This window comes from Leeuwenhoekiella aestuarii (assembly GCF_004104055.1).
GTDB classification, from domain to species: Bacteria; Bacteroidota; Bacteroidia; order Flavobacteriales; family Flavobacteriaceae; genus Leeuwenhoekiella; species Leeuwenhoekiella aestuarii.
Map to the genome: position 1 here is coordinate 156718 of NZ_QOVJ01000005.1, position 25658 is coordinate 182375.

The 25658-nt window shown below is 37.8% G+C and carries 24 protein-coding genes; 11 read left to right on the top strand and 13 right to left on the bottom strand.

Annotated features, from left to right (window positions below; translation table 11 throughout):
* The gene (locus DSM03_RS13780; protein ID WP_128763243.1) at positions 1–1140 is read right to left on the bottom strand and encodes an efflux RND transporter periplasmic adaptor subunit; all 1140 of its coding nucleotides are present in this window, start codon (positions 1138–1140) and stop codon (positions 1–3) included.
* 88 nt (positions 1141–1228) lie between these two features.
* On the bottom strand, positions 1229–3136 hold the full coding sequence (locus DSM03_RS13785) for an ABC-F family ATP-binding cassette domain-containing protein (protein WP_128762334.1): 1908 nt from the start codon (positions 3134–3136) through the stop codon (positions 1229–1231).
* Positions 3137–3255: 119 nt separating this feature from the next.
* On the opposite strand from DSM03_RS13785, the gene DSM03_RS13790 reads away from it, so the two are divergent.
* Positions 3256–3660, top strand: coding sequence for a DUF983 domain-containing protein (locus tag DSM03_RS13790; RefSeq protein ID WP_236643952.1), 405 nt, complete (start codon positions 3256–3258; stop codon positions 3658–3660).
* On the opposite strand, the gene DSM03_RS13795 is transcribed toward DSM03_RS13790, so the two are convergent.
* The 7 genes from DSM03_RS13795 to topA form a co-directional block, all read right to left on the bottom strand.
* Positions 3647–4702: an NAD(P)/FAD-dependent oxidoreductase gene (locus tag DSM03_RS13795; protein ID WP_128763244.1), complete on the bottom strand. Its 1056-nt coding sequence runs from the start codon at positions 4700–4702 to the stop codon at positions 3647–3649. The genes DSM03_RS13790 and DSM03_RS13795 overlap by 14 nt on opposite strands.
* A 69-nt stretch (positions 4703–4771) precedes the next feature.
* On the bottom strand, positions 4772–5659 hold the full coding sequence (gene porN / locus DSM03_RS13800; protein ID WP_128762336.1) for a type IX secretion system ring subunit PorN/GldN: 888 nt from the start codon (positions 5657–5659) through the stop codon (positions 4772–4774).
* A gap of 11 nt (positions 5660–5670) precedes the next feature.
* The gene (gene porM, locus DSM03_RS13805; protein ID WP_128763245.1) at positions 5671–7203 is read right to left on the bottom strand and encodes a type IX secretion system motor protein PorM/GldM; all 1533 of its coding nucleotides are present in this window, start codon (positions 7201–7203) and stop codon (positions 5671–5673) included.
* Between the two features lie 47 nt (positions 7204–7250).
* Positions 7251–7892, bottom strand: a complete 642-nt coding sequence (porL, locus tag DSM03_RS13810) for a type IX secretion system motor protein PorL/GldL (RefSeq protein WP_128763246.1) — start codon at positions 7890–7892, stop codon at positions 7251–7253.
* Between the two features lie 66 nt (positions 7893–7958).
* Positions 7959–9332 (bottom strand): T9SS ring complex lipoprotein PorK/GldK, encoded by a 1374-nt coding sequence (porK, locus tag DSM03_RS13815; protein ID WP_128763247.1) that lies wholly within the window; start codon positions 9330–9332, stop codon positions 7959–7961.
* A 107-nt stretch (positions 9333–9439) separates the two neighbouring features.
* The gene (locus DSM03_RS13820) at positions 9440–10606 is read right to left on the bottom strand and encodes a formimidoylglutamase (RefSeq protein ID WP_128763248.1); all 1167 of its coding nucleotides are present in this window, start codon (positions 10604–10606) and stop codon (positions 9440–9442) included.
* Positions 10607–10609: 3 nt separating this feature from the next.
* A complete protein-coding gene (gene topA, locus DSM03_RS13825; RefSeq protein WP_128763249.1) occupies positions 10610–13132 on the bottom strand; it encodes a type I DNA topoisomerase in 2523 nt (840 codons plus the stop codon).
* A gap of 279 nt (positions 13133–13411) precedes the next feature.
* On the opposite strand from topA, the gene miaB reads away from it, so the two are divergent.
* From miaB to groL, 7 genes are all read left to right on the top strand, one after another.
* Positions 13412–14857: a tRNA (N6-isopentenyl adenosine(37)-C2)-methylthiotransferase MiaB gene (gene miaB / locus DSM03_RS13830; protein ID WP_128763250.1), complete on the top strand. Its 1446-nt coding sequence runs from the start codon at positions 13412–13414 to the stop codon at positions 14855–14857.
* Positions 14858–14866: 9 nt separating this feature from the next.
* Complete coding sequence (locus tag DSM03_RS13835) at positions 14867–16126, top strand: sigma-54 interaction domain-containing protein (protein ID WP_128762343.1); 1260 nt, start codon at positions 14867–14869, stop codon at positions 16124–16126.
* A gap of 48 nt (positions 16127–16174) precedes the next feature.
* Positions 16175–16690: an LptE family protein gene (locus DSM03_RS13840; protein ID WP_128762344.1), complete on the top strand. Its 516-nt coding sequence runs from the start codon at positions 16175–16177 to the stop codon at positions 16688–16690.
* Entirely contained in the window at positions 16691–17599 is a 909-nt protein-coding gene (locus DSM03_RS13845) for a hypothetical protein (protein WP_128763251.1), read from the top strand.
* Between the two features lie 54 nt (positions 17600–17653).
* Positions 17654–18001: a preprotein translocase subunit SecG gene (gene secG / locus DSM03_RS13850; RefSeq protein ID WP_128762346.1), complete on the top strand. Its 348-nt coding sequence runs from the start codon at positions 17654–17656 to the stop codon at positions 17999–18001.
* Between the two features lie 145 nt (positions 18002–18146).
* Positions 18147–18422 carry a co-chaperone GroES gene (locus tag DSM03_RS13855; protein ID WP_073100662.1) on the top strand — a complete coding sequence of 92 codons (276 nt, stop codon included), beginning with the start codon at positions 18147–18149 and terminating at the stop codon, positions 18420–18422.
* A gap of 75 nt (positions 18423–18497) precedes the next feature.
* On the top strand, positions 18498–20141 hold the full coding sequence (groL, locus tag DSM03_RS13860; protein WP_128762347.1) for a chaperonin GroEL: 1644 nt from the start codon (positions 18498–18500) through the stop codon (positions 20139–20141).
* Between the two features lie 92 nt (positions 20142–20233).
* Here groL and DSM03_RS13865 read toward each other — a convergent pair whose 3' ends face one another.
* Genes DSM03_RS13865 through xrtF form a run of 3 tightly spaced genes read right to left on the bottom strand, consistent with a single transcriptional unit; the run spans position 20234 to position 21782 of the window.
* The gene (locus DSM03_RS13865) at positions 20234–20770 is read right to left on the bottom strand and encodes a DUF3347 domain-containing protein (RefSeq protein ID WP_128763252.1); all 537 of its coding nucleotides are present in this window, start codon (positions 20768–20770) and stop codon (positions 20234–20236) included.
* Between the two features lie 35 nt (positions 20771–20805).
* The gene (locus DSM03_RS13870) at positions 20806–21243 is read right to left on the bottom strand and encodes an exosortase F system-associated membrane protein (protein WP_161567102.1); all 438 of its coding nucleotides are present in this window, start codon (positions 21241–21243) and stop codon (positions 20806–20808) included.
* A complete protein-coding gene (gene xrtF, locus DSM03_RS13875) occupies positions 21240–21782 on the bottom strand; it encodes an exosortase family protein XrtF (RefSeq protein ID WP_128763253.1) in 543 nt (180 codons plus the stop codon). Before xrtF ends, DSM03_RS13870 begins: the two co-directional genes overlap by 4 nt.
* A gap of 38 nt (positions 21783–21820) precedes the next feature.
* Between xrtF and DSM03_RS13880 the strand changes: the two genes are divergently transcribed.
* Positions 21821–22279, top strand: coding sequence for a GAF domain-containing protein (locus DSM03_RS13880; RefSeq protein WP_128762351.1), 459 nt, complete (start codon positions 21821–21823; stop codon positions 22277–22279).
* A 27-nt stretch (positions 22280–22306) separates the two neighbouring features.
* Here DSM03_RS13880 and DSM03_RS13885 read toward each other — a convergent pair whose 3' ends face one another.
* The gene (locus DSM03_RS13885; RefSeq protein WP_128762352.1) at positions 22307–22774 is read right to left on the bottom strand and encodes an RNA polymerase sigma factor; all 468 of its coding nucleotides are present in this window, start codon (positions 22772–22774) and stop codon (positions 22307–22309) included.
* 441 nt (positions 22775–23215) lie between these two features.
* Here DSM03_RS13885 and DSM03_RS13890 point away from each other — a divergent pair, with 441 nt between their 5' ends.
* The gene (locus DSM03_RS13890) at positions 23216–23494 is read left to right on the top strand and encodes a helix-turn-helix domain-containing protein (protein WP_128762353.1); all 279 of its coding nucleotides are present in this window, start codon (positions 23216–23218) and stop codon (positions 23492–23494) included.
* A gap of 844 nt (positions 23495–24338) precedes the next feature.
* On the top strand, positions 24339–25550 hold the full coding sequence (locus DSM03_RS13895; RefSeq protein WP_161568065.1) for a glycoside hydrolase family 5 protein: 1212 nt from the start codon (positions 24339–24341) through the stop codon (positions 25548–25550).
* The last annotated feature ends 108 nt before the right edge of the window (positions 25551–25658 follow it).

The following is a 25658-nucleotide window of genomic DNA, read 5'->3' on the forward strand; positions in this document are numbered from 1 at the left end:
CTATTGCGTTGAAGTTGGTTTATTCTGCGTATTTTCTAAAACCTTAACGCGCATACCGGCGTAAGCACCGAGGACTGATTTTGAAATATAGCGTGTACCGTCATCAAGCCCTTTAACCACTACTTCTTTATCTGAAAAATAAACAGGCTGTATCTCTACAAGATCTAAAACACTATCACGAACAACATAAAGTTGAGCGTTGTCCACCAGTAATTGACGCGGAATACTTATCGCATCCTGTTCATCTCTAGCTTCTAGGTTTGCTTGCAAAAACATCCCTTCTTTTAGCGTTTCTGATCCCTGAACTTCGATAAAAACTTTTATAGTTTGAGTGGTCTGGTCTACGCGACCATTAACGCGAACAACTTTACCTTGATAGGTTCTCATCCCATTGCCATCAGTTAGCGTAACGCGCTCTCCTATTTCCAGCAAATCACTGAACCGCTTACTCACAGAAACCTCCAGCTCATAAACTGATGTATCAATAAATTCACCTAATTTTTGTCCCGAACGCACTAACGAACCTTTGTTGACTAAAGCTTCTGTCAATATACCTGAAAATGGAGCGACGATTCGATACTTACCCAAACGCTGTTCTAGGTTTTTTACATTATAATACGATGAAAAAATACCGCGACCTGTTATGAAGTAGCGCTCTTTATCTGAGGACGTTTGTGGAAGTTCAGGTGTGGATTTATTGATATCAAAACTGTCTAAATAGTTTTGCCATTTTTCAAAATATTCCGGGTAATCTAATCTAAGATCCGGCATTATTGAAGTAATCAAATTGTATAGCTCACTTTTAGCTGCCTGTACCGAAGCATAGTACTCTGAAGAATCCAAATTCAGTAAGGTTTGCCCTTTGCTGTAAGCTTGCCCAGGTTTAAAATCATTAGAACTGCTTCTAAAAACCCCCTGAACTTCTGCGTAAAGTTCTAATTTGTTTTTTGCAGCGAGATTACCATTTGCCGGAATGACAATAGGAATGGTACTGTTTTTTACAGTTTCAACAAAAACGGTCTTAACCTCTTTAGTAATTTCTGTTGGCATATCTTTATCACGCGTAGCAATAAAATAACCTACAAGAATAGCAATACCCACAATGAGAATTGCTATAATAGAACGTACAGCTTTAAGCATTCAGAATACTTTTATGAAAAAATTAACTTTGTCACAAAAATACCCGTCTCACTGACTCAAATAGTTAAAAAAAACATAAAAGAAACAACTAAGTATAGTGCTCAAGTTCTTCAGACACTTCTTCCCATTTACTCATAAGCTCTTCTACTTTATTCTTTTTAGCTTGATAACGATCAAAAAAATCAGGTTTTGCACTCGTTTTCTCGTAGTCAGCAGCAAGCTCAGCATCCATCTCTTTCATCTGACGCTCTAACTTATTCACTTCAGACTCTATATTACTCAATTGATTGCTGAGTGATTTAAATTTCTTCTGATCTTTATAAGTATCTTTTGTTGCAGCAGGTTTTGCCTTTACTTTGGGATCTTTCTTTTCAATTTCACGCAAATTTTCAACCGCACGTTTCTCTAGATAATAATCAATATCTCCTAAATACTCTTTGATTTTATGATCTCTGAACTCATAAACCGTGCTTGTTAAGCCCTGTAAGAAATCCCGGTCGTGAGAAACCAAAAGAAGGGTACCTTCAAAACGTTTTAAAGCTTCCTTCAAGACATTCTTAGATTTAATATCCAAGTGGTTTGTAGGCTCATCCATCACGAGCACGTTAAAAGGCTGCAGCATCAGTTTTGCAAGCGCCAGACGGTTACGTTCCCCTCCGGAAAGCACTCGCACATATTTATCGGCTTCTTCCCCTCTAAACAAGAACGAACCTAAAATATCACGAACTTTACTTCGGTTTTTCTCATTTGCCGCATCAATCATCGTGTCGAGAACGGTTTTGTTTCCGTCTAAATGATCTGCCTGATTTTGTGCGAAATATCCAATCTGAACGTTATGCCCTAATTTGAGCCTTCCATCATAGCTGATTTCATCTACAATAATTTTTGCCAAAGTAGATTTACCTTGTCCGTTTTGACCAACAAAAGCCGTTTTACTATCGCGCTCAATAAGAAGATCTATTCCATTAAGAACGGTTTTCTCTCCGTATGATTTTTTTACATTCTCTGCCTCAACAACTACTTTACCCGGCACCACAGAAACCGGGAAATTTAAAGTCATTACGCTGTTATCATCTTCATCAACCTCGATCACATCCATACGATTCAACTTCTTGACCAGAGATTGCGCCATAGTCGCTTTTGAAGCTTTTGCTTTAAACTTTGAGATCAGTTTTTCGGTATGCTCAATTTCTTTCTGTTGATTCTTTTGCGCCGCCATTTGCTGTTCGCGCATTTCTTGACGCAGTACCAGATATTCGGAATAAGGTTTTGGGTAATCGTAGATCTTTCCTAAAGAAATCTCAATCGTTCGGTTTGTCACATTGTCTAAGAACATTCTATCGTGAGACACAATCACCACTGCGCCGGTATAATTCCGCAAAAAACTCTCTAACCAGATTATAGATTCAATATCCAAGTGGTTTGTAGGCTCATCCAGCAAAAGCACATCGTTATTTTGAAGTAACAATTTTGCGAGCTCTATACGCATACGCCAACCACCAGAAAACGTATCTGTAATTCGATTAAAATCTGCACGGGTAAAACCAAGACCCATCAAAATTCGCTCTGTTTCACCTTGATAGTTATACCCACCGTGAATCTCGTATTGATGCTGTACTTCGTTAAGCTCAACCATAAGGTCGTGATAGTAATCACTCTCATAATCTGTACGCTCAGCTAACTCCGTGTTAATTTCTTCCAGGCGCTTCTCAAGTTTTTTTATCAACTCAAAAGCTTCATAAGATTCTTCTAAAACCGTACGTCCTTCTACAAAATCAATATCCTGCTTTAAAAACCCAATCTGAATGTCTTTATCTGTCGCTATCTGCCCGGTATCATACTCTTGCTCACGAGAAATTATGCGCAACATTGTAGATTTACCAGCTCCATTTTTTCCTACTAGTCCTACACGGTCACCTTCTCCTAATCTAAAAGTGACTTCTTCAAATAAATACTCTCCCTGAAAGGAAACAGAAAGGTTGTGAATGTTAAGCATGTTCTAAAAATTTTAAGGCGCAAAGTTATTATTAAATGACGGACTTTTAGCATTTAAATAAAATCCATTTGGTAACACGTGTTACTTATTTTTCCTTGAGAAACTCGTATTTTTACATTATGAAAAAACTTCTCCAAGGAAATCCATTATACAGCATTTTTACAGGCACTTGCCCAGTATGCCAAAAAGCGAGTATGTACGAGACAAAAAATCCGTATAAACTGTCTGAAACGTTAAAGATGCACGAACGTTGCCCACATTGTGATACCAAGTTCAAAATTGAACCCTCATTTTTTTACGGCGCGATGTATGTAAGTTATGGTGTAGGTATTGCTTTTGCCGTTGCCGCTTTTGTGATCGTACACTTTTTTATAGGAGCCGGCCTTGTTGCAGGGTTTCTCGCTATTATAGGCACATTACTTGTTTTCGCACCTATTATTATGCGGTTAAGCCGTAATATTTGGATCAATTTTTTCTTTGATTACAATTCTAAAAAAGCAGAAAACCCATCTAGAACTTCTTAGGAAAACGCATTATTGAAATTTCATCTTCTAACGCTTCTCCGTGTTCAAGATGACTATACAACTTATCTGCAAGATAAGCTCCCATCATCGTTCCTCGAGTTCCTAAGCCATTTAAGATAGCTAATTGTGAGTGTATCAGGTGAACACCAAGTAATGGTCGCCTATCACCCGTTGTAGGGCGTACCGCAGCCTCTTGCCTAACTACTTCAAACTCACAATTAATCACTTGTTTTAATTTAGCTACAAGCTCTTTACGCGCTTCTAATGAGGTTTTATAATCTTTATCATTCCAGTTGAAAGTAGCTCCCACTTTGTAAACAGCATCTCCTAGAGGAATAATAAAAAAAGTAGCTTTTAAAGCTTGAGTTAATTGGAGTTCAGGAGCATAAATATCAATATACTCCCCTTTATTACCCACTAACGGAAGCTTATTAAAAAAAGGATTGTCTTTAACACCAAATCCTTCGGCGAAAACGATACGTTTTGTTTTAATGTTTTGATATTCAATTTCAACTTCTGAATTGAATTCGATTTTATCATAATGAAAAGTCTCTTGCTCATAAGAATGATTTTTAGTTAGGTAATTCTTATAAGTATCCAAAAGCTTTGAAATATCTATGCGAACCGTCTCTTTCACCTCTCCTGCCTGAAGTTGAGCATTGACCATTTCAGAAATATCTGATTTTAATTCCGGCTTTAAAAACCGCTCTAGACCCGGTTTATCTGAAGCCTCAAACCAGTTATTTTGATCTTCTGCCGAAGAAAAAATTTTATAGACAGGTATCTCTGTCACCGCATTTAATCCCAATTTTGCATCCAGTCTTCTAAAATATGACTTAGCCAAGTCAAATTGTTCTTCACCCTGCCAAGGAAGTGTATAGCGTTTTAAAATCACGGGATTGATCAAACCTGCCGCTACTCTGCTCGCAGCTTCAATCTGCTTATCTATAACAAAAAACGATTTTTGATGCTGTTCTAACTTATCACAAAAAGCCATCCCGGCCAGTCCTAAACCTACTACTAAATAATCAACCTCTTTCATTCCGTAAAAATAGCGTATAAAAAAACGCCTTTAAAAAAGGCGTTTTAGTTTTATTCTAAATGAAATCTTTTAATAATTCCACATATCAATTTCAAAATTACGTATCTGCTCTTTGATGCGCTGTGATTCTAACAACTGCATCATAGCATTATCTGCAATATATTCTTTAACCTCACGATCGCCTTGTATATTATCTACCTGATAAATAACACCGTTGAATCTTCTCGAATTCAACAAGTGATCAAAGGATAAGGGTTGCGCAGAATTCTGTGGGTTAAACACCTTAGCTTCGTGCAAAATATCACGAGCTGTAGGATACCACACCCAGAATAAAGGAACCATAACCGGATCTTCATCATCTATAAAGTTAACATCTGGAGCTACTGGAGCAAGACCTATTAAACGATATTTTAATTCGCCCTGACGCTTATCAAAATACCAGTAGCCACGAATCCAATACTGCTCAATGTCTGCAGCAGAAATATCTCTTCTGTCAATATATTGCTCATCTACTTCGTAACCTGCATTGATTTGCTCAATACCTAAATCTGTCGTATCTACACGAGACATTGCAGCAGAAATATCTTCTAAAGCTATTTTATCATTAAAGTATGAATCTGCATAAATATCAAGTTTACCCTCTTTTATGTTTTTAACTAAAACATCGTACAAAGGTTTACGATCTGACCCTATATTAGGATCTACCGGGTAATATAGCGGAAAATTAACACGCTCATCAAGATCTATGATCTCCCACGTGTTTTTACCCCAAAGTACATCACGGCTATCTACATAACCATAAGGAAGCGGTTTATCATTGTCAAGCTCAATCTGCTCCTCCGTTTTTTCATACATTTCATCTGGCATTTTTGCATTTAGAATATTAGTTTGAGCACATGCAGTCAAACCTATAATCATCATACAAAAAACACTAAACGTTTGCTTCTGGCTTTTCATACTTCATTTATTTAATTAGTAAGCTCAATAAGAACAGGAGAGACTTTCTTAAGTCTGTAACTGCTATTACCAGCTATACTCGCACTGATATCAAATATCTGTACTGTAGATCCTCGTTGCGCTCTTCTTAAAACATCTTTAGCACGCGAGTCTAATTTGTTTCCACTCACCTGAACAGTTGGCTGTCCCGGCACATTAAATTTGAATCCTGTAACTCTAAGGTCTAAGTCAAAATCAAAATCAGGTAAATCTGCTCCTACAGTAGATATCTCTAACGAATTGCGTTGCATTTTTAGTATACCATCTTCTCCACGAACTGTACCTGTAGGACTTGGTATGTCTTTAATACGGAATTGCTTAGAATCACTAACCTTAGAACCATCTGCTAAAGTACCCGAAACACTAATAGTAACCTCACGCCCTGTGCCAGGATTCATCGTATAACTACTTCCTGACCCTTTTGATAAGCCTGGAGCACTCGCACTTACATTATTATCAGCTACTCCTGCAAAACTAATGGTCATGGGGTTTGCAACACCACGGTAAACAACATTCATTTTATCTGCTGAAATAGTAGCCGAGTTCGGTTTGTTGATTACAGCATATTCACTATTAATAGGAATAGACTTAGGCTCGCCATCTTCTGTATAAACTAATTCTCCGGTAATCTTGCGCGTACCTACATTACCTGCAGGAAAATCTAAAACTACCTGACCAGCTTGTAAATTATCCACTTCAGTACCGTTGATAATTACTTTATCAAAATTTAATGAGTTATCAAAACGACCTAAAACTACTTTTCCTTTAAAGCTTTCACCTGAGAAAAATGCAGTTTTTTCAGGTATCACGATGGCCTCGTAATTACTTAACGAAACATCTTTACTCAACTGACCCTGTAATAATGATGAGTAAACTTCAGACTCAGCTGTTCTTACATCATTTTGCATCTGTGTAAAACGCGTAATTGAAGCTGCAAGTGGATACCCTTCAAAATTATAACGCAGCCAAGCAATTTCTTTACCATCTTTATTCGTTTGTGGCTCTACTGCAAATGTACGTTCTATAATAGCACTTACTTCGCTAAATTCTGGACCTAATGCTTCTTTCATTTCAGCTTTATAGGTTGCAATTTCATCTAAAAAAGCTTCCCCTTTCTTAGTATAGCGATCGCCAGTAAACCAACGCTCATCCAAAACAGCTGTTTTATCAAGGTTTGCATAACTACTGGTATCAATACCTTCAGTCAAGGTATCTTTGATGCTTGCTAAATACTGATAAAATTCATCAGAAATTTTCTTTACACGCTCAGCTTTACCTAATAAAGGTTCGTATTTAGCCGGCTGTTCTAAAGCTTTAGCTTCTAAGCCTGCCATTGCTAATTGATTTTCATCAGCTAATCTCGAATTAGAACTTGTAAACTTAAGGTCAAATATTTTAAATGCATTTAAAATCTCTTTATCTACATTCATTGCAATCATTGCAATAAAAACTAGATACATAAGATTAATCATTTTCTGTCTTGGGGACTGTGTTCCTCCTGCCATAATGCTATTTTTTCTACTGAATTAAAAATTTGGGCTCTGTAATTCAGTTAGCGCTTATTCATTGCAGAAAGCATTCCACCGTAAACACCGTTTAAAGAAGAAAGGTTTGTTGCGAGACTTTCCATTTGTTCTTTAAGCTTACCGGCATTACTCGCTACTTCATTATTTATTTCAGCCTGACGACCTGCAGTTTCTACCTGTACTTTGTAAAGACTATTTAAAGATTCTAGTTGTGCTGCGGCAAGTGCCATTTCCTGGCTGTATTTTTTTGTAGAATTCATTGCCTCAGCAGTTGGAGCCATGCCTTTTGCTGCGCCCTCAAAACTGCGAATACTCGTACTTAAGCTACTCATTAATTCAGAATCAATACGCGCATCTTTAAGCATTGCATCCAATTTTTCTGAAAGCAATCCTTTAGCTTCAGTTAATTCCTCTTGCTTTTTTTGCTTAGGAACCACTGCCGAAGTATCACCAGCTAATTCTGGATATACTAATGACCAATCTAATTCTTGTGAAGGTCTTTCAAAAGCTGAATAACCAAAAACTAAGGCCTCTACAACCATACCTAAGGTTAGGATTTCAGATCCATAAGGCCAGTGCTGAATTTTAAATAAAGCTCCAACAATTACTACTGCTGCTCCTAGACCGTAAATCATGTTAGTTACAGAAATGCTTCCTTTTTTTGCCATTTTAATAGATTTTTTGTTTTGTGAAATTAGGTTAAGTATATATTTGGGGAAATATAATAAGGGGGATTAACGACGCGAAGGTCCGTTTCTCATGTTGACATCCTGATCTACACCAAGATAATCCTGCACAGTTCTAAAGCCGATATAACTACGAGCAGAATCTGCATACTCATAATCTCTAGTACTTACCTGAATTAAGTAAGCAACATCTTTCCAAGAACCACCACGCACAACTTTTCGAGCATTTTTAGTATCATTAACATTAGGATTCATTGTTGAAACATATTCATAAGCATTGGGATCATATGAAGACCCCACCCATTCTGCAACATTACCAGCCATATTATAAAGATCATAATCATTAGGCTCATAAGAATCTGCTTCTACGGTATAAAGCGCTTGATCTGCGGCATAGTCACCCCGCAAGGGCTTAAAGTTTGCCATAAAACAACCTCGGTCATTTTTAGTATATGGCCCACCCCAAGGGTAGGTTGCACTTTCTAAACCACCGCGAGCAGCATATTCCCATTCAGCCTCACTAGGAAGTCTAAAACGGTTAACCAATTCTTGACCGCGTTCTTTTTTATAAGAGTTTTTATTATCTGTACGCCATTGGCAAAAAGCTTTTGCCTGTTGCCAGCTCACACCTACAACCGGATAATCATCATAAGCACTATGCCAGAAGTAATCATTATGCATAGGCTCATTATATGAGTATGCAAAGTCTTTAATCCACACCGTTGTATCTGGATAAATCTTAGTTTCTTCAGTAATTATAAAATCTTTACGAGAGCCTTTCTTCTGCCGGGCAGCAGCTTCCATATCAAGATATTTATACTTAAAAACAAGCTTTTCTACATCAACAGTTCGCTGACCATTATACGCTTCTTCTAATGGAATATACATCGTATCCATTACCGAAACATAATACTCGTCAGGATAATCCATAGGATCCTCAATAAGGTCTATGTCCCAATTGAGTTTTCGATCACTGTAATCATCACTTAGACTATAGTAATTATCATACATATACTGCTCGTAAGGAGTCATATTGTCTGGATCATAATCCACAAATGCATAATCACCTATACCCCCTGAACCGGGCGTTTCTCCCATTAGATCAGCTTCAATAGCAAGACGCGCACGTGTAACTGAATCACGAACCCATTTCACAAATTGTCTATACTCTGAATTGGTGATTTCGGTCTCGTCCATGTAGAAAGAGCGGACGGTTACCGTTTTCGTTGGAGCATTCTTGATGGCAGCAATATCATCATCACTTTTACCCATTATAAAAGCCCCACCAGACACAAGTGTCATACCGTAGGGTTTTTCTGGATTCCATTTTTTGCCTTTTACTCCCACAAGTTCGCCACGATCATTGCGACCACAACTAACTAATAAGCTTACCATCGCAATAAATGCAATAAACTTCTTCATAGGTAAATTAGGTTAAATCTAGATTTGAGACAGTAAACCTATCTATAAAAATGCTAAAAAGCAATTTTTTGATAAAAATAACATTCAAACCCAAAAAGTTTTGTTAATTATATTTCATTCTTACGCTTTGCCTTATACCAACGCTCTGGAATCTCCTGATTACAAGCGTTCACGTAATCTGCTTGTGTGCAAGGTAATAACGTGTGTCGCTTTAATTTATTATTAGCACCCTCTAAGAAAGGAATTTCAATCCACCATCTTTCAGATTTTGTACTCTTGTAAAAGCTTAAAAGCTCATCTTCAACAGGTACGCTATAATGCAGAAATTCTGTATCCCGATCTGTAAGCGACTCTTTTATGCGGTAGTTTACACCTTCTACAAAGTACCAAATAAGCTGTGCTACTAATGCAGCTGCAGTCTCAGCTCGGCTTGCCAAAACATATTCAAAAATCCCAAAAACACTCACACGATCACTTAATCCTGCATAACGTGTTATAGCACATGCCTCCCTTCCATTCAAACCATTTACACGCTCAGGATGCATGTAACCCAAAACCTCAGCCTGTAAAGCAGAAAGATCTAAACTCACTACATCTGCATCCCGCATAACGGGTTCAACACTACTTAAATCTGAGGTAATATTACCCAGCCTAAACGAGTCAAAGAACAACTTTTCCATCAGGTCGATTTCCTCCTGACTGTTATAATACGTTTGATATGCTAAACTGGAATAATTAAAAAGGTTATAAGGCTGATCTACGATGATTTTCCCAACAAATGACTTATTTGTCATTGGCAAACTACTATCTCCCAAGTCAAAATCACCATCTACATTAACCAGGTTCACCATCTGATCCAATTCATCGTAAGCACGATACAGCGCATACGTTAAATCCTGAGAACCTCCTAAAATCACAGGAATGATATTGTTTTTAACTAATTGAGCAACTATAGCTCTCAAAGCATATAATGTATCTGAAATACTTTCGCCCGCATCTAAATCACCCAAATCACCAATTGTCGCATGCCAATTACCCGGAAATAATTTGTATAACGCCTTACGTACCGAAGTAAAATCTACAGGAATATCAATTTGATCTACTGCCCCTCGATTTTCCCGGACTCCAATAATAGCTATCTGCAACTCTTCCAACTCCGGCAAACCATCTTGACGAGAGTGAATTTTAATCTGTGAAAACAAACTTTGTTCGTGCAATAAAGCGGCGTGAGCAATTACTGCATCAGATACCGGAAGTAAATTTTCAAATGCCATGAATTACTTCTTTTTTGCTGTTGTTTTTTTTCGAGTTGTTTTTTTGGCTGTAGTTTTTTTAGCCGCTTTTTTCTTAGGCTTCGGACCTTGTTTTTCTAAAATATCTTTCACCTCTTCTAAAGTGAGCTTTTGCGCATCTACCGTTTTAGGCAATTCTATTTTTACTTTTCCTTTTATAATATTAGAACGTCCCCAACGCGCTTTTTCGACACGTATTCCTTCTTCTTCAAAATTGTGAATAACCTTGTCACGCTCTTTTTGTTTTTTATCTTCAATTAACTGAACAATATCTTCATCTGAAAGATTATCAAAGTCATACTTTTTATTGACATTGATAAAAATACCGTTCCACTTTAGATAAGGACCAAAACGCCCCACCCCTTTTTGCACAGGTAAATCTTCATAATGATAGATAGGAGCATCTGCTTTTTGCTTCTCCTTAATATATTCTACAGCTTCATCGTATTCCACTTCAAGAGGATCTCTTCCCTTAGGCAAAGAGACATAGGCTTTACCGAATTTCACATAAGGACCAAAACGTCCGTTATTCACCTGAACCTGCTCACCTTCAAACTCCCCTAAATCACGAGGAAGCTTAAACAAGTCCATAGCCTCTTCAAAAGTGATACTTTCCAATTGTTGATCTGGTAATAAGCCTGCAAATTGAGGCTTTTCCTCATCTTCAACAGAACCTATTTGCACCATTGCTCCGTACTTGCCTAAACGTACACTTACAGGCTTTCCTGATTTAGGATCTTTACCCAAAACACGTTCCCCAACTTCGCGGTCTGCGTTTTCAGCAACATCTTTTACTTGAGGATGAAAGTCTTTATAAAAGTCTTTCATCATCTTAGTCCACTCCTCATTTCCTTCAGCGATCTCATCAAAATTCTCTTCGACTTTTGCTGTAAAGTTGTAGTCTAAAATGTTCTCAAAGTGATTGACCAAGAAGTCATTAACCACCATACCTACATCTGTAGGCACAAGTTTTCCTTTATCAGAACCTACTTTTTCAGTAAGCTTTTCAGCTTTTACCGCTCCTTTTTTCAAAGTCAGCAAATCGTATTCTCGCTCTACCCCGTCTACATTTCCTTTCTCAATATATTTTCTATTCTGAATAGTCGTAATTGTAGGTGCATATGTTGACGGTCGCCCAATACCTAACTCTTCTAATTTCTTTACCAAAGATGCTTCAGTATATCTATAAGGCGCTCTTGTAAAACGCTCTGTTGCGGTTATCCAAAGATTATCTAAAGCCTCTCCTTCTTTCAATGGAGGCAGAATTCCGCTTTCTTCCTGATCTTCATCGTCAGTTCCTTCCAGATACACTTTTAAGAAACCATCAAATTTGATCACCTCACCATTTGCAGTAAAATTAGAAGGATGCTTTGAAGAAGCTATCTGCACATTCGTTCGCTCTAGCTTAGCTTCACTCATTTGAGAAGCAATCGCACGTTTCCAGATCAACTCGTATAAACGAGCCTGATCGCGATCTATGCTTACACTATGTTTACTAAAATCTGTAGGTCTGATTGCTTCGTGAGCTTCCTGAGCTCCTTTACTCTTACCTTTATAATTACGCTCTTGATGGTATTTCTCACCATATGCCGAAACAATCTCGTTAGCTGCTCCCTGTTTAGCATCCTGAGAAAGATTCACACTATCGGTTCTCATATACGTAATAAGTCCCGCTTCATATAATCGCTGAGCCATATTCATGGTCTTGCTCACCGAAAAGTATAGTTTACGTGCTGCCTCCTGCTGTAATGTTGAAGTCGTAAACGGCGGTGCCGGATTTTTCTTAGCTGGTTTAGTAGTTAAAGCCTCAACCTTAAAAGTTGCATCAGCATTAGCTTCTAGAAATTCTTCTGCCTCTGTCTTAGTATCTAAATTTTTCGGAAGCTTTGCTTTTAAGGTTTTACCACCTGCATTAGCAAATTCTGCATCTACTCTAAAATAATCCTCTGTATTGAATGCTTGTATCTCGCGCTCTCGTTCAACAATAAGCCTTACAGAAACCGACTGTACACGCCCTGCAGAAAGACCTCCTTTTACTTTTCTCCAAAGAACCGGAGAAATCTCATACCCTACTAATCTATCTAAAACGCGACGCGCTTGCTGCGCATTAACCAAGTTGTAATCTATATCACGCGGACTTTCAATCGCTTTTAAAATTGCCTTCTTTGTAATTTCAGAAAAAACAATTCTTTTTGTTTTAGACTTGTCAAGTTTCAACTCTTCGGCTAAATGCCAGGCAATTGCTTCTCCCTCCCGGTCCTCATCACTTGCAAGCCATACTGTCTCTGCTTTGTTTGCTAAATCTCTCAGTTTTTTTACAACTGATTTCTTATCTTTATTAACTATATATTTGGGCGAAAAATCACCTTCTACATCTACTCCAAGTTCTTTTGTTGGTAAATCTGCAATGTGACCAAAACTACTTTCTACCTTATAATCTTTCCCAAGAAATTTTTCTATAGTTTTTGCCTTTGCAGGTGACTCAACAATTACCAGATTTTTTGCCATATTGCTTTTTTGAAAATTTGCCATAAATAGACCTCGACAAGTCTACGTTATTCTGACTTTAGATTCGCAAAAGTAGTAGAAAATTTATTATTGAGGCCTATAAAGCCATAACGACCGCATAGAAATCGTGGTTAAAGCCCCTGCTCCTAGTGGTTTATTCTACCATTAAATATCTCTTAAAATTCACAAAATCCTTTTTTAATTTCATCCTAATGACACTTTGTCACAACATCTGTTAATCGTATCTTTGCGCACTATTTTTAGGTAGCAGTACGTATTATGGAGAAGATAATTGACGAAAACAAGCAAGGAGAAGCTCTAGTTCTCGAACCACAAACTACAAACACTAAAAAGCTGTTTATAGAGAGTTATGGTTGCCAGATGAACTTTAGCGATAGTGAGATTGTAGCATCTATACTTGCCAATCAAGGATACAACACTACAACTTCACTTGAAGACGCAGACCTGGTTCTGGTTAACACTTGTTCCATCAGAGACAAAGCAGAACAAACAGTGCGCAAGCGCTTAGAGAAATACAATGCCGTCAAAAAAGACAACCCTAAGATGAAAGTGGGCGTTCTGGGCTGTATGGCAGAGCGTTTAAAAAGTAAATTTCTAGAAGAAGAAAAAATCGTTGACCTTGTAGTAGGTCCTGACGCTTATAAAGACTTACCTAATTTATTAGACGAGGTTGAAGAAGGTCGCGACGCGATCAATGTGATTCTCTCTAAAGAGGAAACTTACGGTGATATCTCACCAGTACGTCTACAAAGTAATGGAGTTACCGCATTTGTAAGCATCACCCGTGGTTGTGATAATATGTGTACATTCTGCGTAGTGCCTTTTACAAGAGGACGGGAACGCAGCAGAGATCCGCAAAGCATTGTAGAAGAAGTAAACGATCTAGCTGCAAAAGGTTTTAAAGAAATCACCCTTTTGGGTCAAAACGTTGACAGTTACTTATGGTACGGTGGCGGCCTCAAAAAAGATTTTGAGAAAGCCAGTGCTATGGCAAAAGCTACTGCTGTAGATTTCTCAGGATTGTTAAATCTTGTTGCCGAAGCACAACCTAAAATGCGCATTCGTTTTTCTACTTCTAATCCTCAGGATATGACTTTAGATGTAATTAAAACAATGGCAAAGTATCCTAATATCTGCAAATACATTCACTTACCGGTGCAAAGCGGTAGCGATCGTATTCTTAAAGAAATGAATCGCCTGCACACGCGTCAGGAATATTTTGAATTGATAGATAATATTAGAGAGATTATGCCAGACTGTGCGATCTCTCAAGATATGATCACCGGCTTCCCAACCGAGACCGAAGAAGATCATCAAGACACCTTGAGTTTAATGGAGTATGTGAAGTATGACTTTGGTTTTATGTTTGCGTATAGTGAACGCCCGGGAACTATGGCTGCTCGAAAGCTTGAAGATGACATCCCTCTAGATGTAAAAAAACGCCGTTTAGCAGAAGTGATCGCTCTTCAACTAGAACACTCGCATTACAACACGCAAAAGCAAGTGGGTAAAATTGTTGAAGTCCTTATCGAAAAAGAATCTAAGAAAAGTGACGCCGAATGGTCTGGTCGCACCTCTCAAAATACCGTAGCAGTCTTTCCAAAAGAACATTATAAAGTAGGTGACTTTGTTAATGTACACATCACAGACTGCACAAAATCTACACTTTTAGGTAAAGCTGTAGGTTATTCTGAAAATAATTAATCAATTAGAATGGAATCAGTTCACGCTATTAAACAACGTTTTGGGATTATTGGAGACGACCCCAAACTCAACCGCTCTATTGAGAAAGCTATACAGGTTGCACCTACCGATATTTCTGTATTAGTTACCGGAGAAAGTGGTGTGGGTAAAGAGAGTATTCCGCGTATTATTCACTCCTTATCACACCGCAAACACAATAAATATATTGCTGTTAACTGTGGTGCCATTCCTGAAGGAACGATAGACAGTGAGCTTTTTGGTCACGAAAAAGGTGCTTTTACCGGAGCAACATCAACGCGAAGTGGTTATTTTGAAGAGGCTGATGGTGGAACCATTTTTTTGGATGAAGTTGGTGAATTGCCGCTACCCACTCAGGTTCGTTTACTGCGTGTATTAGAAAACGGCGAATTTTTAAAAGTAGGTTCGTCTAAAACACAAAAGACCGATGTTCGCATTGTGGCTGCAACAAACGTAAAAATGTTTGATGCCATCCAGAAAGAGCGCTTTAGAGAGGATCTGTATTACCGTTTAAGCACGGTAGAGATCAACCTTCCGCCCTTGCGCGATCGTAAAAATGATATTCATTTATTGTTTAGAAAATTTGCTTCAGACTTTGCCAATAAGTATAAAATGCCCACCATTCGCCTCGATGATGATGCAGTAAATGTTCTGTTGAAATTCCGCTGGTCTGGTAACATAAGACAGTTGCGTAACGTTGCTGAGCAAATTTCTGTACTCGAGCAAACGCGCCAGATTTCCGCAGAAAAATTAAGAGCTTATTTGCCGGATACCGGTTCTAATTTACCGGCTGTAGTAGGACAAACTAAAAAGAGCGAAAGCGATTTTAGCAGTGAGCGCGAAATTCTTTACAAAGTACTTTTTGACATGAAAAGTGACTTGAACGACTTGAAGAAACTCACCCTTGAGTTGATGGAAAATGGCAATAATGCTTCAGTTAAGGAAGAAAATAAATCACTGATCAAGAAGATTTATAGCGAAGATGATTCTGATGCTTACGAAAGTGCAGAAGACATCACCGAGGTATTGCAATTACCAGAAGAGTCTGTGGTAAGCAACTCTCAGATAGCAGACAAATACCATTTTGCGGAAGATGTTGAGGAAGAAGAAACGCTCTCTTTACAAGAAAAAGAACTTGAATTGATCGAAAAATCTCTGGAGCGCCACAGTGGGAAACGCAAGGCAGCTGCTAAAGAATTAGGCATCAGTGAGCGTACCTTATATAGAAAAATCAAACAATACGATTTGTAACGCAATGCCAGACAGCTTGCTGCGTTTAAAAGACACCACTTATTCAATATGAAAAAACTTCAAATCGTACTTTTATTTTTTAGCTTTATATGCTTTAACAGTTGTGGCTTCTATTCGTTTACTGGCGCAGACATAGGTAGCGCTGAGTCTTATTACGTAAGCTATTTTCAGAATAACGCTCCTATTGTAGAGCCGGGGATTGACCGTAGATTTACATTTGCTCTGTCTGATTTAATTCAGAATCAAACCAGCTTAAATCTGGCTACAAATGCTGCCAATGCAGATCTAATTTATGAGGGCGAAATTGTAGATTATTACATCGCTCCACAAACCGCGACATCTGACAATGTCGCTGCTCAAAACCGCATTACCATTGTGATCCTGTGCCGATTTACAAACAAAACCATAACAGACGGTAGCGCAGATTTTGAAAAACGTTTTTCATTCTTTGTAGATATTGCGGGTACTGCGCAGCCTGTGGGAGCCGTTTTAGATGGAGCAATAGAAGAAATTTACGAGCGCATTACTCAAGATATTTTTCAAGAATCTTTAGCAAACTGGTAAATGAACCTAACAACGTTTACATCCCTTTTAGAACACCCGGATCGTGTTACGCCAGAGCAGACGACTCAGCTAAAACAGATTATAAAAGAGTTTCCTTTTTTTCAGGCAGCTCGGGCGCTTCAATTAAAAGGTTTAAAAAACGAAGACAGTTTCCTTTACAACAATCAGCTTAAACAGACCGCAGCACATACACAAGATCGCACGGTTTTATTCGACTTTATCACTTCTGAAATATTCAATCAAAGCGACATCAGCCAGCAGATAAAATCTCAAGAAGCTTACCTGCACAATATGCCGGTTTATGATGCCGTAGATGTTTCTGCTGATATGGAGGCCGAAGAATTGGTAAAGGCCCATCAAGTTTTATCTAAAGACTTTTTTATACCGAAGGAACCTTCAGAAGAACCTGAAACCATACCAGAAGAGCAGTTGCAAATAGGCAAACCTTTAGATTTTAATCCAGCTGAAACACATTCCTTTGGAGAGTGGTTAAAACTGACTTCTTTTAATAAGATTGACAGAACAGATCGCGCTAAGGAATCGGCCGAAGAAGAAGCTTCACATCGACCTAAAATTGAATACAAACCACTTCCTGAACCCACACTTTATGAGGCAGATGATGACCCGGAACGCACGCGTCGCCTGGAGCTAATTGACAAGTTTATAGAGACTAATCCCAAAATAAAAGTAAATTCACCAGACTCCTCTTTTAAGAAGACTAATCTAGAAGATCGCTTTCAACCCAGTGATAGCCTGATGACAGAAACGCTAGCCCGGGTTTATGTTGAACAAAAAAACTTTTCAAAAGCTAAACAAGCTTATCGAATTTTAAGTTTGAAATATCCGGAAAAAAGTGGTTTCTTTGCAGACCAAATTCGGGCAATAGAGAAATTGCAAGAAAATAAATAAAGTAAACAGCGGGAAAAGCTTAAACTCAAAACCGCATTTTATAAAGTCAAAACTATGTTTTTTATATTTTTAGTTTTAATCGTAATTGTAGCCTTTTTACTTATCGTTGTAATTATGGTGCAAAACCCTAAAGGTGGCGGTTTATCTTCTTCTTTTGGAGGTGGCGGTTCTCAACAAATAGGTGGTGTTAAAAAGACCGGTGATTTTCTTGATAAAAGTACCTGGGGTCTTGCAACTGCACTATTGGTTTTGATTTTAATTTCAAACGTGACCATTTTTGGCGGAGGTTCTTCAAATGAATCTAAAGTTATCGAAGGTGAAAATGTAGAAAATATTATGCCTGTTCAAGAATCACCTGCTCCTGCAGCAACTGCCCCGACGACAGACTCAACAGAAGAATAAATGACAAACTAGTCATACATAATTTATAAAGACCGCGAATATGCGGTCTTTTTTTTGCCGTTTTGTCAGTGCATTTTTGGTGGCATAATTTCTGTTTAATAGACAGCACAACTAAGAAAATTGTTAACTAAAAATTTATATTAAAATGGGAGTAAACATTAAACCTCTTTCAGATCGTGTTTTGGTAGAACCAACGGCTGCCGAAACTAAAACAGCATCCGGCCTATACATTCCGGATACAGCAAAAGAAAAACCTCAACAAGGTAAAGTTGTAGCTGTAGGAAGCGGTAAAAAAGACCACGATATGACTGTAAAAGTGGGAGACACTGTTCTTTATGGTAAATATTCTGGTACAGAATTAAAATTAGATGGTACAGACTATCTTATTATGCGTGAGGATGACATCCTTGCTGTAATCTAATTATTGAATCTTCTATTTAAAGTATTAACAACCTTGTATTTTTCGCAGCCGCGAAAAATTTAAACAACTCAAAAAATGGCAAAAGATATAACATTTGACATCTCAGCTAGAGATGGCATAAAGCGCGGTGTTGACGCACTGGCAAACGCAGTAAAAGTAACATTAGGTCCTAAAGGCCGTAACGTGATCATCAGTAAATCATTTGGTGGTCCTCAAGTGACTAAAGATGGTGTTTCTGTAGCAAAAGAAATTGAACTACAAGACCCTCTTGAAAACATGGGAGCTCAGATGGTAAAAGAAGTTGCTTCTAAAACCAATGATCTTGCCGGTGACGGTACTACTACCGCGACTGTACTTGCTCAGGCAATTGTACAAGAAGGTCTTAAAAACGTTGCTGCAGGCGCAAATCCAATGGATTTAAAGCGTGGGATTGATAAAGCTGTAGAAGCAATCACAAAAGATCTTGAAAAGCAAACTAAAGAAGTAGGAAGCTCTTCAGAAAAAATCAAGCAGGTAGCTGCTATTTCTGCTAACAACGATGATGTGATAGGTGAACTTATCGCTGAAGCATTTGGTAAAGTTGGTAAAGAAGGTGTTATCACAGTTGAAGAAGCAAAAGGTACAGAGACTTATGTTGATGTAGTAGAAGGTATGCAGTTTGACCGCGGTTACCTTTCTCCTTATTTTGTTACAGACAGCGAGAAAATGCAAACTGAATTAGAGAATCCTTATATCTTGTTATTTGACAAGAAGATTTCTTCTATGAAAGATTTGCTTCCTGTTCTTGAGCCAGTTGCTCAATCTGGTAAACCTTTATTAATCATCGCAGAAGATGTAGATGGTGAAGCTCTCGCAACTCTTGTAGTAAACAAATTGAGAGGAGCTCTTAAAATCGCTGCTGTAAAAGCACCAGGTTTTGGAGATCGCCGTAAAGCGATGCTAGAAGATATCGCAATTCTTACTGGCGGTACTGTAATTAGTGAAGAACGTGGTTTCTCTCTTGAGAACGCTACAATTGATCAGTTAGGTACAGCAGAGAATGTCACTATTGACAAAGACAACACAACTATAGTAAACGGTTCTGGTAGCAGCGATGATATTAAAGCACGTGTAAATCAGATCAAAGCTCAGATCGAGACTACTACCAGCGATTATGACAGAGAAAAACTTCAAGAACGTCTTGCAAAATTAGCAGGTGGTGTAGCTGTACTTTATGTAGGTGCTGCTTCTGAGGTTGAAATGAAAGAGAAAAAAGACCGTGTAGATGATGCACTTCACGCAACTCGTGCAGCTGTAGAAGAAGGTATCGTAGCAGGTGGTGGTGTAGCTTTGGTACGTGCTAAGCGCGTATTAGAAAATTTAGAATCACTGAATGCAGACGAGGCTACAGGTATTAAAATCGTAGCAAAAGCTATTGAATCTCCGTTACGTACAATCGTAGCAAATGCTGGTGGCGAAGGTTCTGTTGTTATCGCTAAAGTTATTGAAGGTGATGATGATTATGGATACGATGCTAAAACAGATCGTTATGTAAATATGCTTGCTGAAGGTATTATAGATCCTAAAAAAGTAACTCGTGTTGCATTAGAAAATGCTGCATCTGTTTCTGGTATGATCTTAACAACCGAGTGCGCATTAACTGATATTCCTGAAGAGAATGGTGGCGGCGGTGCCGGTATGCCAGGAGGAATGGGCGGTGGTATGCCAGGCATGATGTAAATACGTGCCGTACATGCAATTATTACAAAAGCCCTTGAGAATTTTCTCAAGGGCTTTTCTTTTAAAGAGCCTAAATGAACTTTATGGACAGATCAATTTATTTCTGAATCTACAGTCCCACAGTTTAACATTACATCTCCAAAGTAAGGATTAAAAACTTTCTTCTCGTTAGCAATCCAATAAGCTCCTTTGCCTTCAAATGCCATTGGACAATATTGATAATATAAAGTTCCGGAAGTAATATTTTCTTCTACCAAAGTCTTAACTCCGGCTGTGAGATTTTCAAATTGAGCACGCTGCTCATTGATGTTTTCTGAATTTGCAATCGCTTCTGCAGCCTTCATAAGACCTGCCTCCACCTCTACCGCTTCAATACTAATCACTAATTTCTGTGCCAGTGTTTGCGCAGCTTCAGCATCAGTATTAACTAAAGCTATTTTTAAAGCATTATAATCATCATAGACTTGAGCTACTTCCGCATTTCGAAATTCTGCATCTCGTTTAGCTCCAGAATATGCTAACTCATGAGTACCTTCTTCCTGATCTACCGTAACCATTTTCTGATTCGATTTCTTTTCGCCGCATGCTAAAACCAACACGCCGATAAGTGTTAAAGCTATTTTTTTCATTTTCTCTATTTCTTTTTAAAAATCAAATATACAAACTACTTCTCGCTTCTAATCTTGTGATAGTAAAATGCCGGAACCAGTATTAATACTAAAATAGGCTGAATTAAAAACCTGCGGATATAGAAAAGAAGTAAGCTGCATTCTGAAGTGTAATTCAATACAACCAAAGCGAAGCCAACTAAAAGAAGTATAAACACAACCAGGTACACTAAAAATGAAATTTTCACGATTCCGCTTTTGCGAAATAGCAAAAACAGCATGGAAAGCGAAAGCGTACTGTTTAGCCAGAACCGAGCCGAAATACTGATCAACAACTTTCTGAAATCAAGATCAGGAAGCTTTTCAGCATTTAAATAAACACCTTCAAAGAACACTAAAAGCGGGTCATAAAATAACTGTTCTTGCCAAAAGCGAACACCAATCAATCCAGCTAAAAGCAGAATGACTAAAACTATATTTAGCGTTTTCTTCAAGATTTCTGTTTCTTAAAACGGCTCACCCAAAATACCCACAAAAAGACCACCAGCCCGTAAATAATACCCGGAAAAACTATATCGTGCAAAATGGCTTTATATTCAGGATATGTATACAGACCAATACTCAAAATCGCTATACGCAAAATATTGATCCCATAAATCAGTACTGAACCAATGCATATAAATGAAAACGTTTTACCCCATCCCTGAAAAAAAGCAAGCACAAACGAAGCAAACAGAATAATAACACTTATCGCATTACACCCTTCTACCACCCGAGCTACAAAAACACCTTCGATAAATAACTTCATTGAGGGCTCTAGATCATGAGGTTCAATTATTGATGAGTAACCCATTTTATCAATAAGCCACTCACTTTGCTCGGCAACACGATGTGTAATATAATCCGGGTAATATGATTCTGAAAAATCAATGTTTAAATACTGCGTATATAAAAAGCTCAATACTAAATACACCCCTAAAAAAGTAAGGATAAACAAAAGTACCGACTTATATTTGCGAATTAATTGAATCAATCTGATAACGGTTTAGACCGCCCTAAAATACAAGAAAAATGACGTTTGAAGCCTTAAAACCTGAAGTATCAAAAATATTAGAAAGCAAAAGTCTTTCTGTAGAGCATCGTCTTGAGGAGATATGTACGCTTTTAAAAGAAAACATAGCTTATTATGACTGGGTAGGCTTTTATTTTAAAAATGGAGATAAAGATGAACTCAAATTGAGTTCGTATGCCGGCGCACCCACAGACCATACCATCATCCCTTTTGGAAAAGGAATTTGTGGACAGGTTGCTGTTTCTAATGAAAACTTTGTGGTGCCAGATGTAAAAGCTCAAGATAATTACATCGCGTGTAGTATTAGCGTAAAAGCAGAAATCGTTGTTCCGCTATTTGTAAATGGTAAAAACATTGGGCAGATCGACATCGACTCTAACACGGCCGATCCTTTTACAGAAGCAGATGAGCGCTTTTTAGAGTGGGTAAACGAGCAAGTTGCTCAACTAGTAGACTAGTTCACACGCAACCTATTTGCATTATATTCATCTCATAATAAACAACCTATTATGAGATTTTTTCTTTTTACACTTTTTAGTTACCGCTTTTACCTGTTCGTATGCTATCTGTTGTTTTTCCTGATCTTCCAGATGCACATCGACTTCATCGGGATCATATCCCCAGCTGTAATCGGGATAGTTGGGAAAACTGTCAAAAGAATACAAGCTGCGCTGAAACTGGTTACCGGGTCGTACGTAAAACCATTTGCATTCGTTGGAGATTACCGTATAGAGAAAATTAACCAGATGTTGGGGCGACTCGATGTCTTCACGTTTGTGCCAGAGCCGTAAAAAGGCATCCTGTACCAAAGTTTCCACCACAAACACATCTTTAATCAAGCTCCTGCCCATCCAGTAGATTTGCCAGTAATAGTGTTTGTACAGCGCATTAAATGCCTGACTGCAGCCTGCTTTAAAAGGCTGAAAATGGATTTCACTGGGATAGTGCTTCATAACCGTACCCGTTTGTTTTATTCTACATCGATTTGTTTTAGGGTGTTGCTGATCAGGCCGCTAAAGCGGACTCATACAAATTTGTAGGGGAGGTTGCAGAAACTCTTATGTAGGAAACAAAGGCTTTGAATGCTGAATTATTGACCCAAAACAAAAAGGCGCAGGTCTCAACTTATTGAATCAAGGTACTGGTATACCGCGCAATAATAAGCGAGAGCCCACGCCCGGGTCGTGAGCATCCCTGCTTATCCTCTCGTTGCTAAAAATTACCAGTTTTTGATTCGAGATTCAAAGCGAATGCTTCTAATATGTTATGCTAAGAAGTTTCGCAAATATATAATTATGAGGTAAATATAATAATAAAAACCAAATGGTATGATATATCATACCATTTTTATTTAAATTATATGTCAACTTAGTCAAATATTGTTAGATTGAGCATTGACTGAGAAAGAGAAAATAGGGAAACGAGTTGTAGAGCTTAGAAATAAAATTCCGAGTGATGAGTACAGTAACAAACAGGTCTCACAACAGGAATTGGCAGACAACAATATTGGGTTGACGAAGCAATTAATAGGCTCAATAGAAAGAGGAGATGCAAACCCTACCTTAGAAAAGCTTGTCTTACTAGCCAAAGCATTAAATCAAAAGAAAATAGATGTGTTGGGAATAGAAATAGATATTGACAAATTTATCAAAGAAGTCGATTCTAATACCTAACCCTAACCTCAAAATAAAAGATTCTACTATAGTAATTTTACCGGCGACAGTTAAAAGTTAATAAAATCTTAATTTTTTAGATTTCCAAACCCGTTTTCATACACTCTTCATACTCTATCCTAGGCTTTGAGTAGGCTTTGCCTTGGAGTTGCCTAGCCTGAGGATTGGATTTAGGGGCTTTTGCAATTGAAATAATGTCTTAATCCGGGTATAGCTATACAATAGGGTTTCTAAATCCTGAAACGACTATACAGATTTAAGGGATTACGGGATTCTGTAAAATACTTCTAAAGTAAATATGTATTTATATAAAGACAATGATAAGGTGTTGATATACCGAGTTATCTGCAATTGCTCAGAAATGAAATTCCAGCGGAATATATTTCTCAACGGTAAAACTTCGAATTAGACCCTTCCAACATCAGGCAACGACGGATTTAAAAAAAATCAATCCACCGCGGAAATACTAAAAAGCGCAAAAATCATGCGAAATCAAAACTTATGCGGACCAAAATCCCGATGATAAAAAATAAACGCGTAGAATCTAAGTACTAAAAACTTTGTTTTTAGTTTCTACACGACTTTGATAATAAACGAATAATCATACTACCAAAACCAATCACGCGCAAAAAAAAACAACTCAGATCTGAAAACGTGTTTACTTAGCTGTGTCGCAAATTCAGATTACACTGGTTATAAAAATAGGTGGTTTTACGTATATCCGTAGTTCTGGTTTATTTAATTTCTATAAATTTAAAACAAAAAGGAAACAGCACATTTAGCCGCTACTTTTCATAACCACAACCGTTAACCACAATAGCCCTCTGTCGAAACAATGAAAATATTGAAACCAATAGTAGTCTTACTGATCCTTTTTTCTTTCAGGAGCAATGTACTAGGACAAAAAGCGGAAAGTACCGAATCAACCAATACGATCATTTCCTATTGGGACGAACAAAGAAAGGGGACGAACCATTTTAACCAAATTCCTTCAGAACAGTGGTTCGATGCTGCAAAAAAGGCAAATATAAAATTTGTGAGATTGGTTTTTGAAAAATGGGATGGAGAACAACGTGACTTTATACTTGGTGATGCGGACGATTATCAAGGAATTGTGAAAGGGGATTTTCAAAAACTTCTGTACTTTCTGGATTATGCAAACGAATTGAATATAAAGGTTGTCATCACACCTATTAGTTTGCCAGGTGATCGATGGATTCAATCAAACAACGACCAAAAAGACGGTTGTCTTTGGTTGAATTGGGATTATAGGCAACAAGCGGTTAATTACTGGAAAGACTTAGCTTCCCGATTGAGAGGACACCCAGCCATAGTAGGATACAATTTGGTCAATGAACCTCATCCTGAGTCCTATTATAAGAAGCATGATTTCTGGAAAAAAGATTTGACAGATTGGTATCAGACTGTAAAAGGAAGTCCGGGAGACCTTAATCTGTTTAACAGACAAATAGTACAAGCTATTCGGAGTGTAGACTCTGAAATGCCTATTATCATTGAATCCGGCCTATACTCGACCCCCTGGGCATTCGATTATTTAGAACCATTAGAGGATGATAAGATCATCTATTCTTTTCACATGTACGAACCTTATACTTTTATAACTAAAAGTCTTAATAAAGACCGCTATAGTTATCCGGGAAGTATTCCAATCGATGGACTAGAAGAACCATTTGAACTTAGCAAGGATGGATTGACCAATTTTTTAAAACCAATTAACGAATGGACAACCAAAAATAAAATACCAGCTAATAGAATCTGGGTGGGTGAATTTGGCTGTGACAGAAGTCTAAAAGGAGCAGAAAGTTATTTAGCTGATCTAATTTCCATTTTTAATGAAAATAACTGGCATTGGTCTTTTTATAGTTATCGTGAAGATGATGATTGGGAAGCAATGGATTATGAGTTAGGAAAGCAGAAAGTACATTATACCTATTGGGAATATCAAGAGGCTGAAACCATGCATCTGCACTATGATGACATATACAACAGAGTAACGGACTCTTTTTGGGAAATATTTCAAGGAGAGTTTAAGTAAAAGTGGATAACAAATGAAATAGAAAAGGCCTATATTGAGCTACCTGATACTGAATTGTAAAATTAAACTTTAGCGATATATGAAACGTTTGAGGCACATGCCATATCT

What these genes read in the sequence shown, in the direction of transcription:
- porN (WP_128762336.1), bottom strand. Translation starts at nt 5,659, where the DNA reads ATGAAAAGCCAGAAGCAAACGTTTAGTGTTTTTTGTATGATGATTATA.
- DSM03_RS13785 (WP_128762334.1), bottom strand. Translation starts at nt 3,136, where the DNA reads ATGCTTAACATTCACAACCTTTCTGTTTCCTTTCAGGGAGAGTATTTA.
- DSM03_RS13790 (WP_236643952.1), top strand. Translation starts at nt 3,256, where the DNA reads ATGAAAAAACTTCTCCAAGGAAATCCATTATACAGCATTTTTACAGGC.
- porK (WP_128763247.1), bottom strand. Translation starts at nt 9,332, where the DNA reads ATGAAGAAGTTTATTGCATTTATTGCGATGGTAAGCTTATTAGTTAGT.
- secG (WP_128762346.1), top strand. Translation starts at nt 17,654, where the DNA reads ATGTTTTTTATATTTTTAGTTTTAATCGTAATTGTAGCCTTTTTACTT.
- DSM03_RS13885 (WP_128762352.1), bottom strand. Translation starts at nt 22,774, where the DNA reads ATGAAGCACTATCCCAGTGAAATCCATTTTCAGCCTTTTAAAGCAGGC.
- DSM03_RS13795 (WP_128763244.1), bottom strand. Translation starts at nt 4,702, where the DNA reads ATGAAAGAGGTTGATTATTTAGTAGTAGGTTTAGGACTGGCCGGGATG.
- porM (WP_128763245.1), bottom strand. Translation starts at nt 7,203, where the DNA reads ATGGCAGGAGGAACACAGTCCCCAAGACAGAAAATGATTAATCTTATG.
- groL (WP_128762347.1), top strand. Translation starts at nt 18,498, where the DNA reads ATGGCAAAAGATATAACATTTGACATCTCAGCTAGAGATGGCATAAAG.
- porL (WP_128763246.1), bottom strand. Translation starts at nt 7,892, where the DNA reads ATGGCAAAAAAAGGAAGCATTTCTGTAACTAACATGATTTACGGTCTA.
- DSM03_RS13880 (WP_128762351.1), top strand. Translation starts at nt 21,821, where the DNA reads ATGACGTTTGAAGCCTTAAAACCTGAAGTATCAAAAATATTAGAAAGC.
- DSM03_RS13865 (WP_128763252.1), bottom strand. Translation starts at nt 20,770, where the DNA reads ATGAAAAAAATAGCTTTAACACTTATCGGCGTGTTGGTTTTAGCATGC.
- DSM03_RS13835 (WP_128762343.1), top strand. Translation starts at nt 14,867, where the DNA reads ATGGAATCAGTTCACGCTATTAAACAACGTTTTGGGATTATTGGAGAC.
- DSM03_RS13845 (WP_128763251.1), top strand. Translation starts at nt 16,691, where the DNA reads ATGAACCTAACAACGTTTACATCCCTTTTAGAACACCCGGATCGTGTT.
- miaB (WP_128763250.1), top strand. Translation starts at nt 13,412, where the DNA reads ATGGAGAAGATAATTGACGAAAACAAGCAAGGAGAAGCTCTAGTTCTC.
- DSM03_RS13840 (WP_128762344.1), top strand. Translation starts at nt 16,175, where the DNA reads ATGAAAAAACTTCAAATCGTACTTTTATTTTTTAGCTTTATATGCTTT.
- DSM03_RS13820 (WP_128763248.1), bottom strand. Translation starts at nt 10,606, where the DNA reads ATGGCATTTGAAAATTTACTTCCGGTATCTGATGCAGTAATTGCTCAC.
- DSM03_RS13780 (WP_128763243.1), bottom strand. Translation starts at nt 1,140, where the DNA reads ATGCTTAAAGCTGTACGTTCTATTATAGCAATTCTCATTGTGGGTATT.
- DSM03_RS13855 (WP_073100662.1), top strand. Translation starts at nt 18,147, where the DNA reads ATGGGAGTAAACATTAAACCTCTTTCAGATCGTGTTTTGGTAGAACCA.
- topA (WP_128763249.1), bottom strand. Translation starts at nt 13,132, where the DNA reads ATGGCAAAAAATCTGGTAATTGTTGAGTCACCTGCAAAGGCAAAAACT.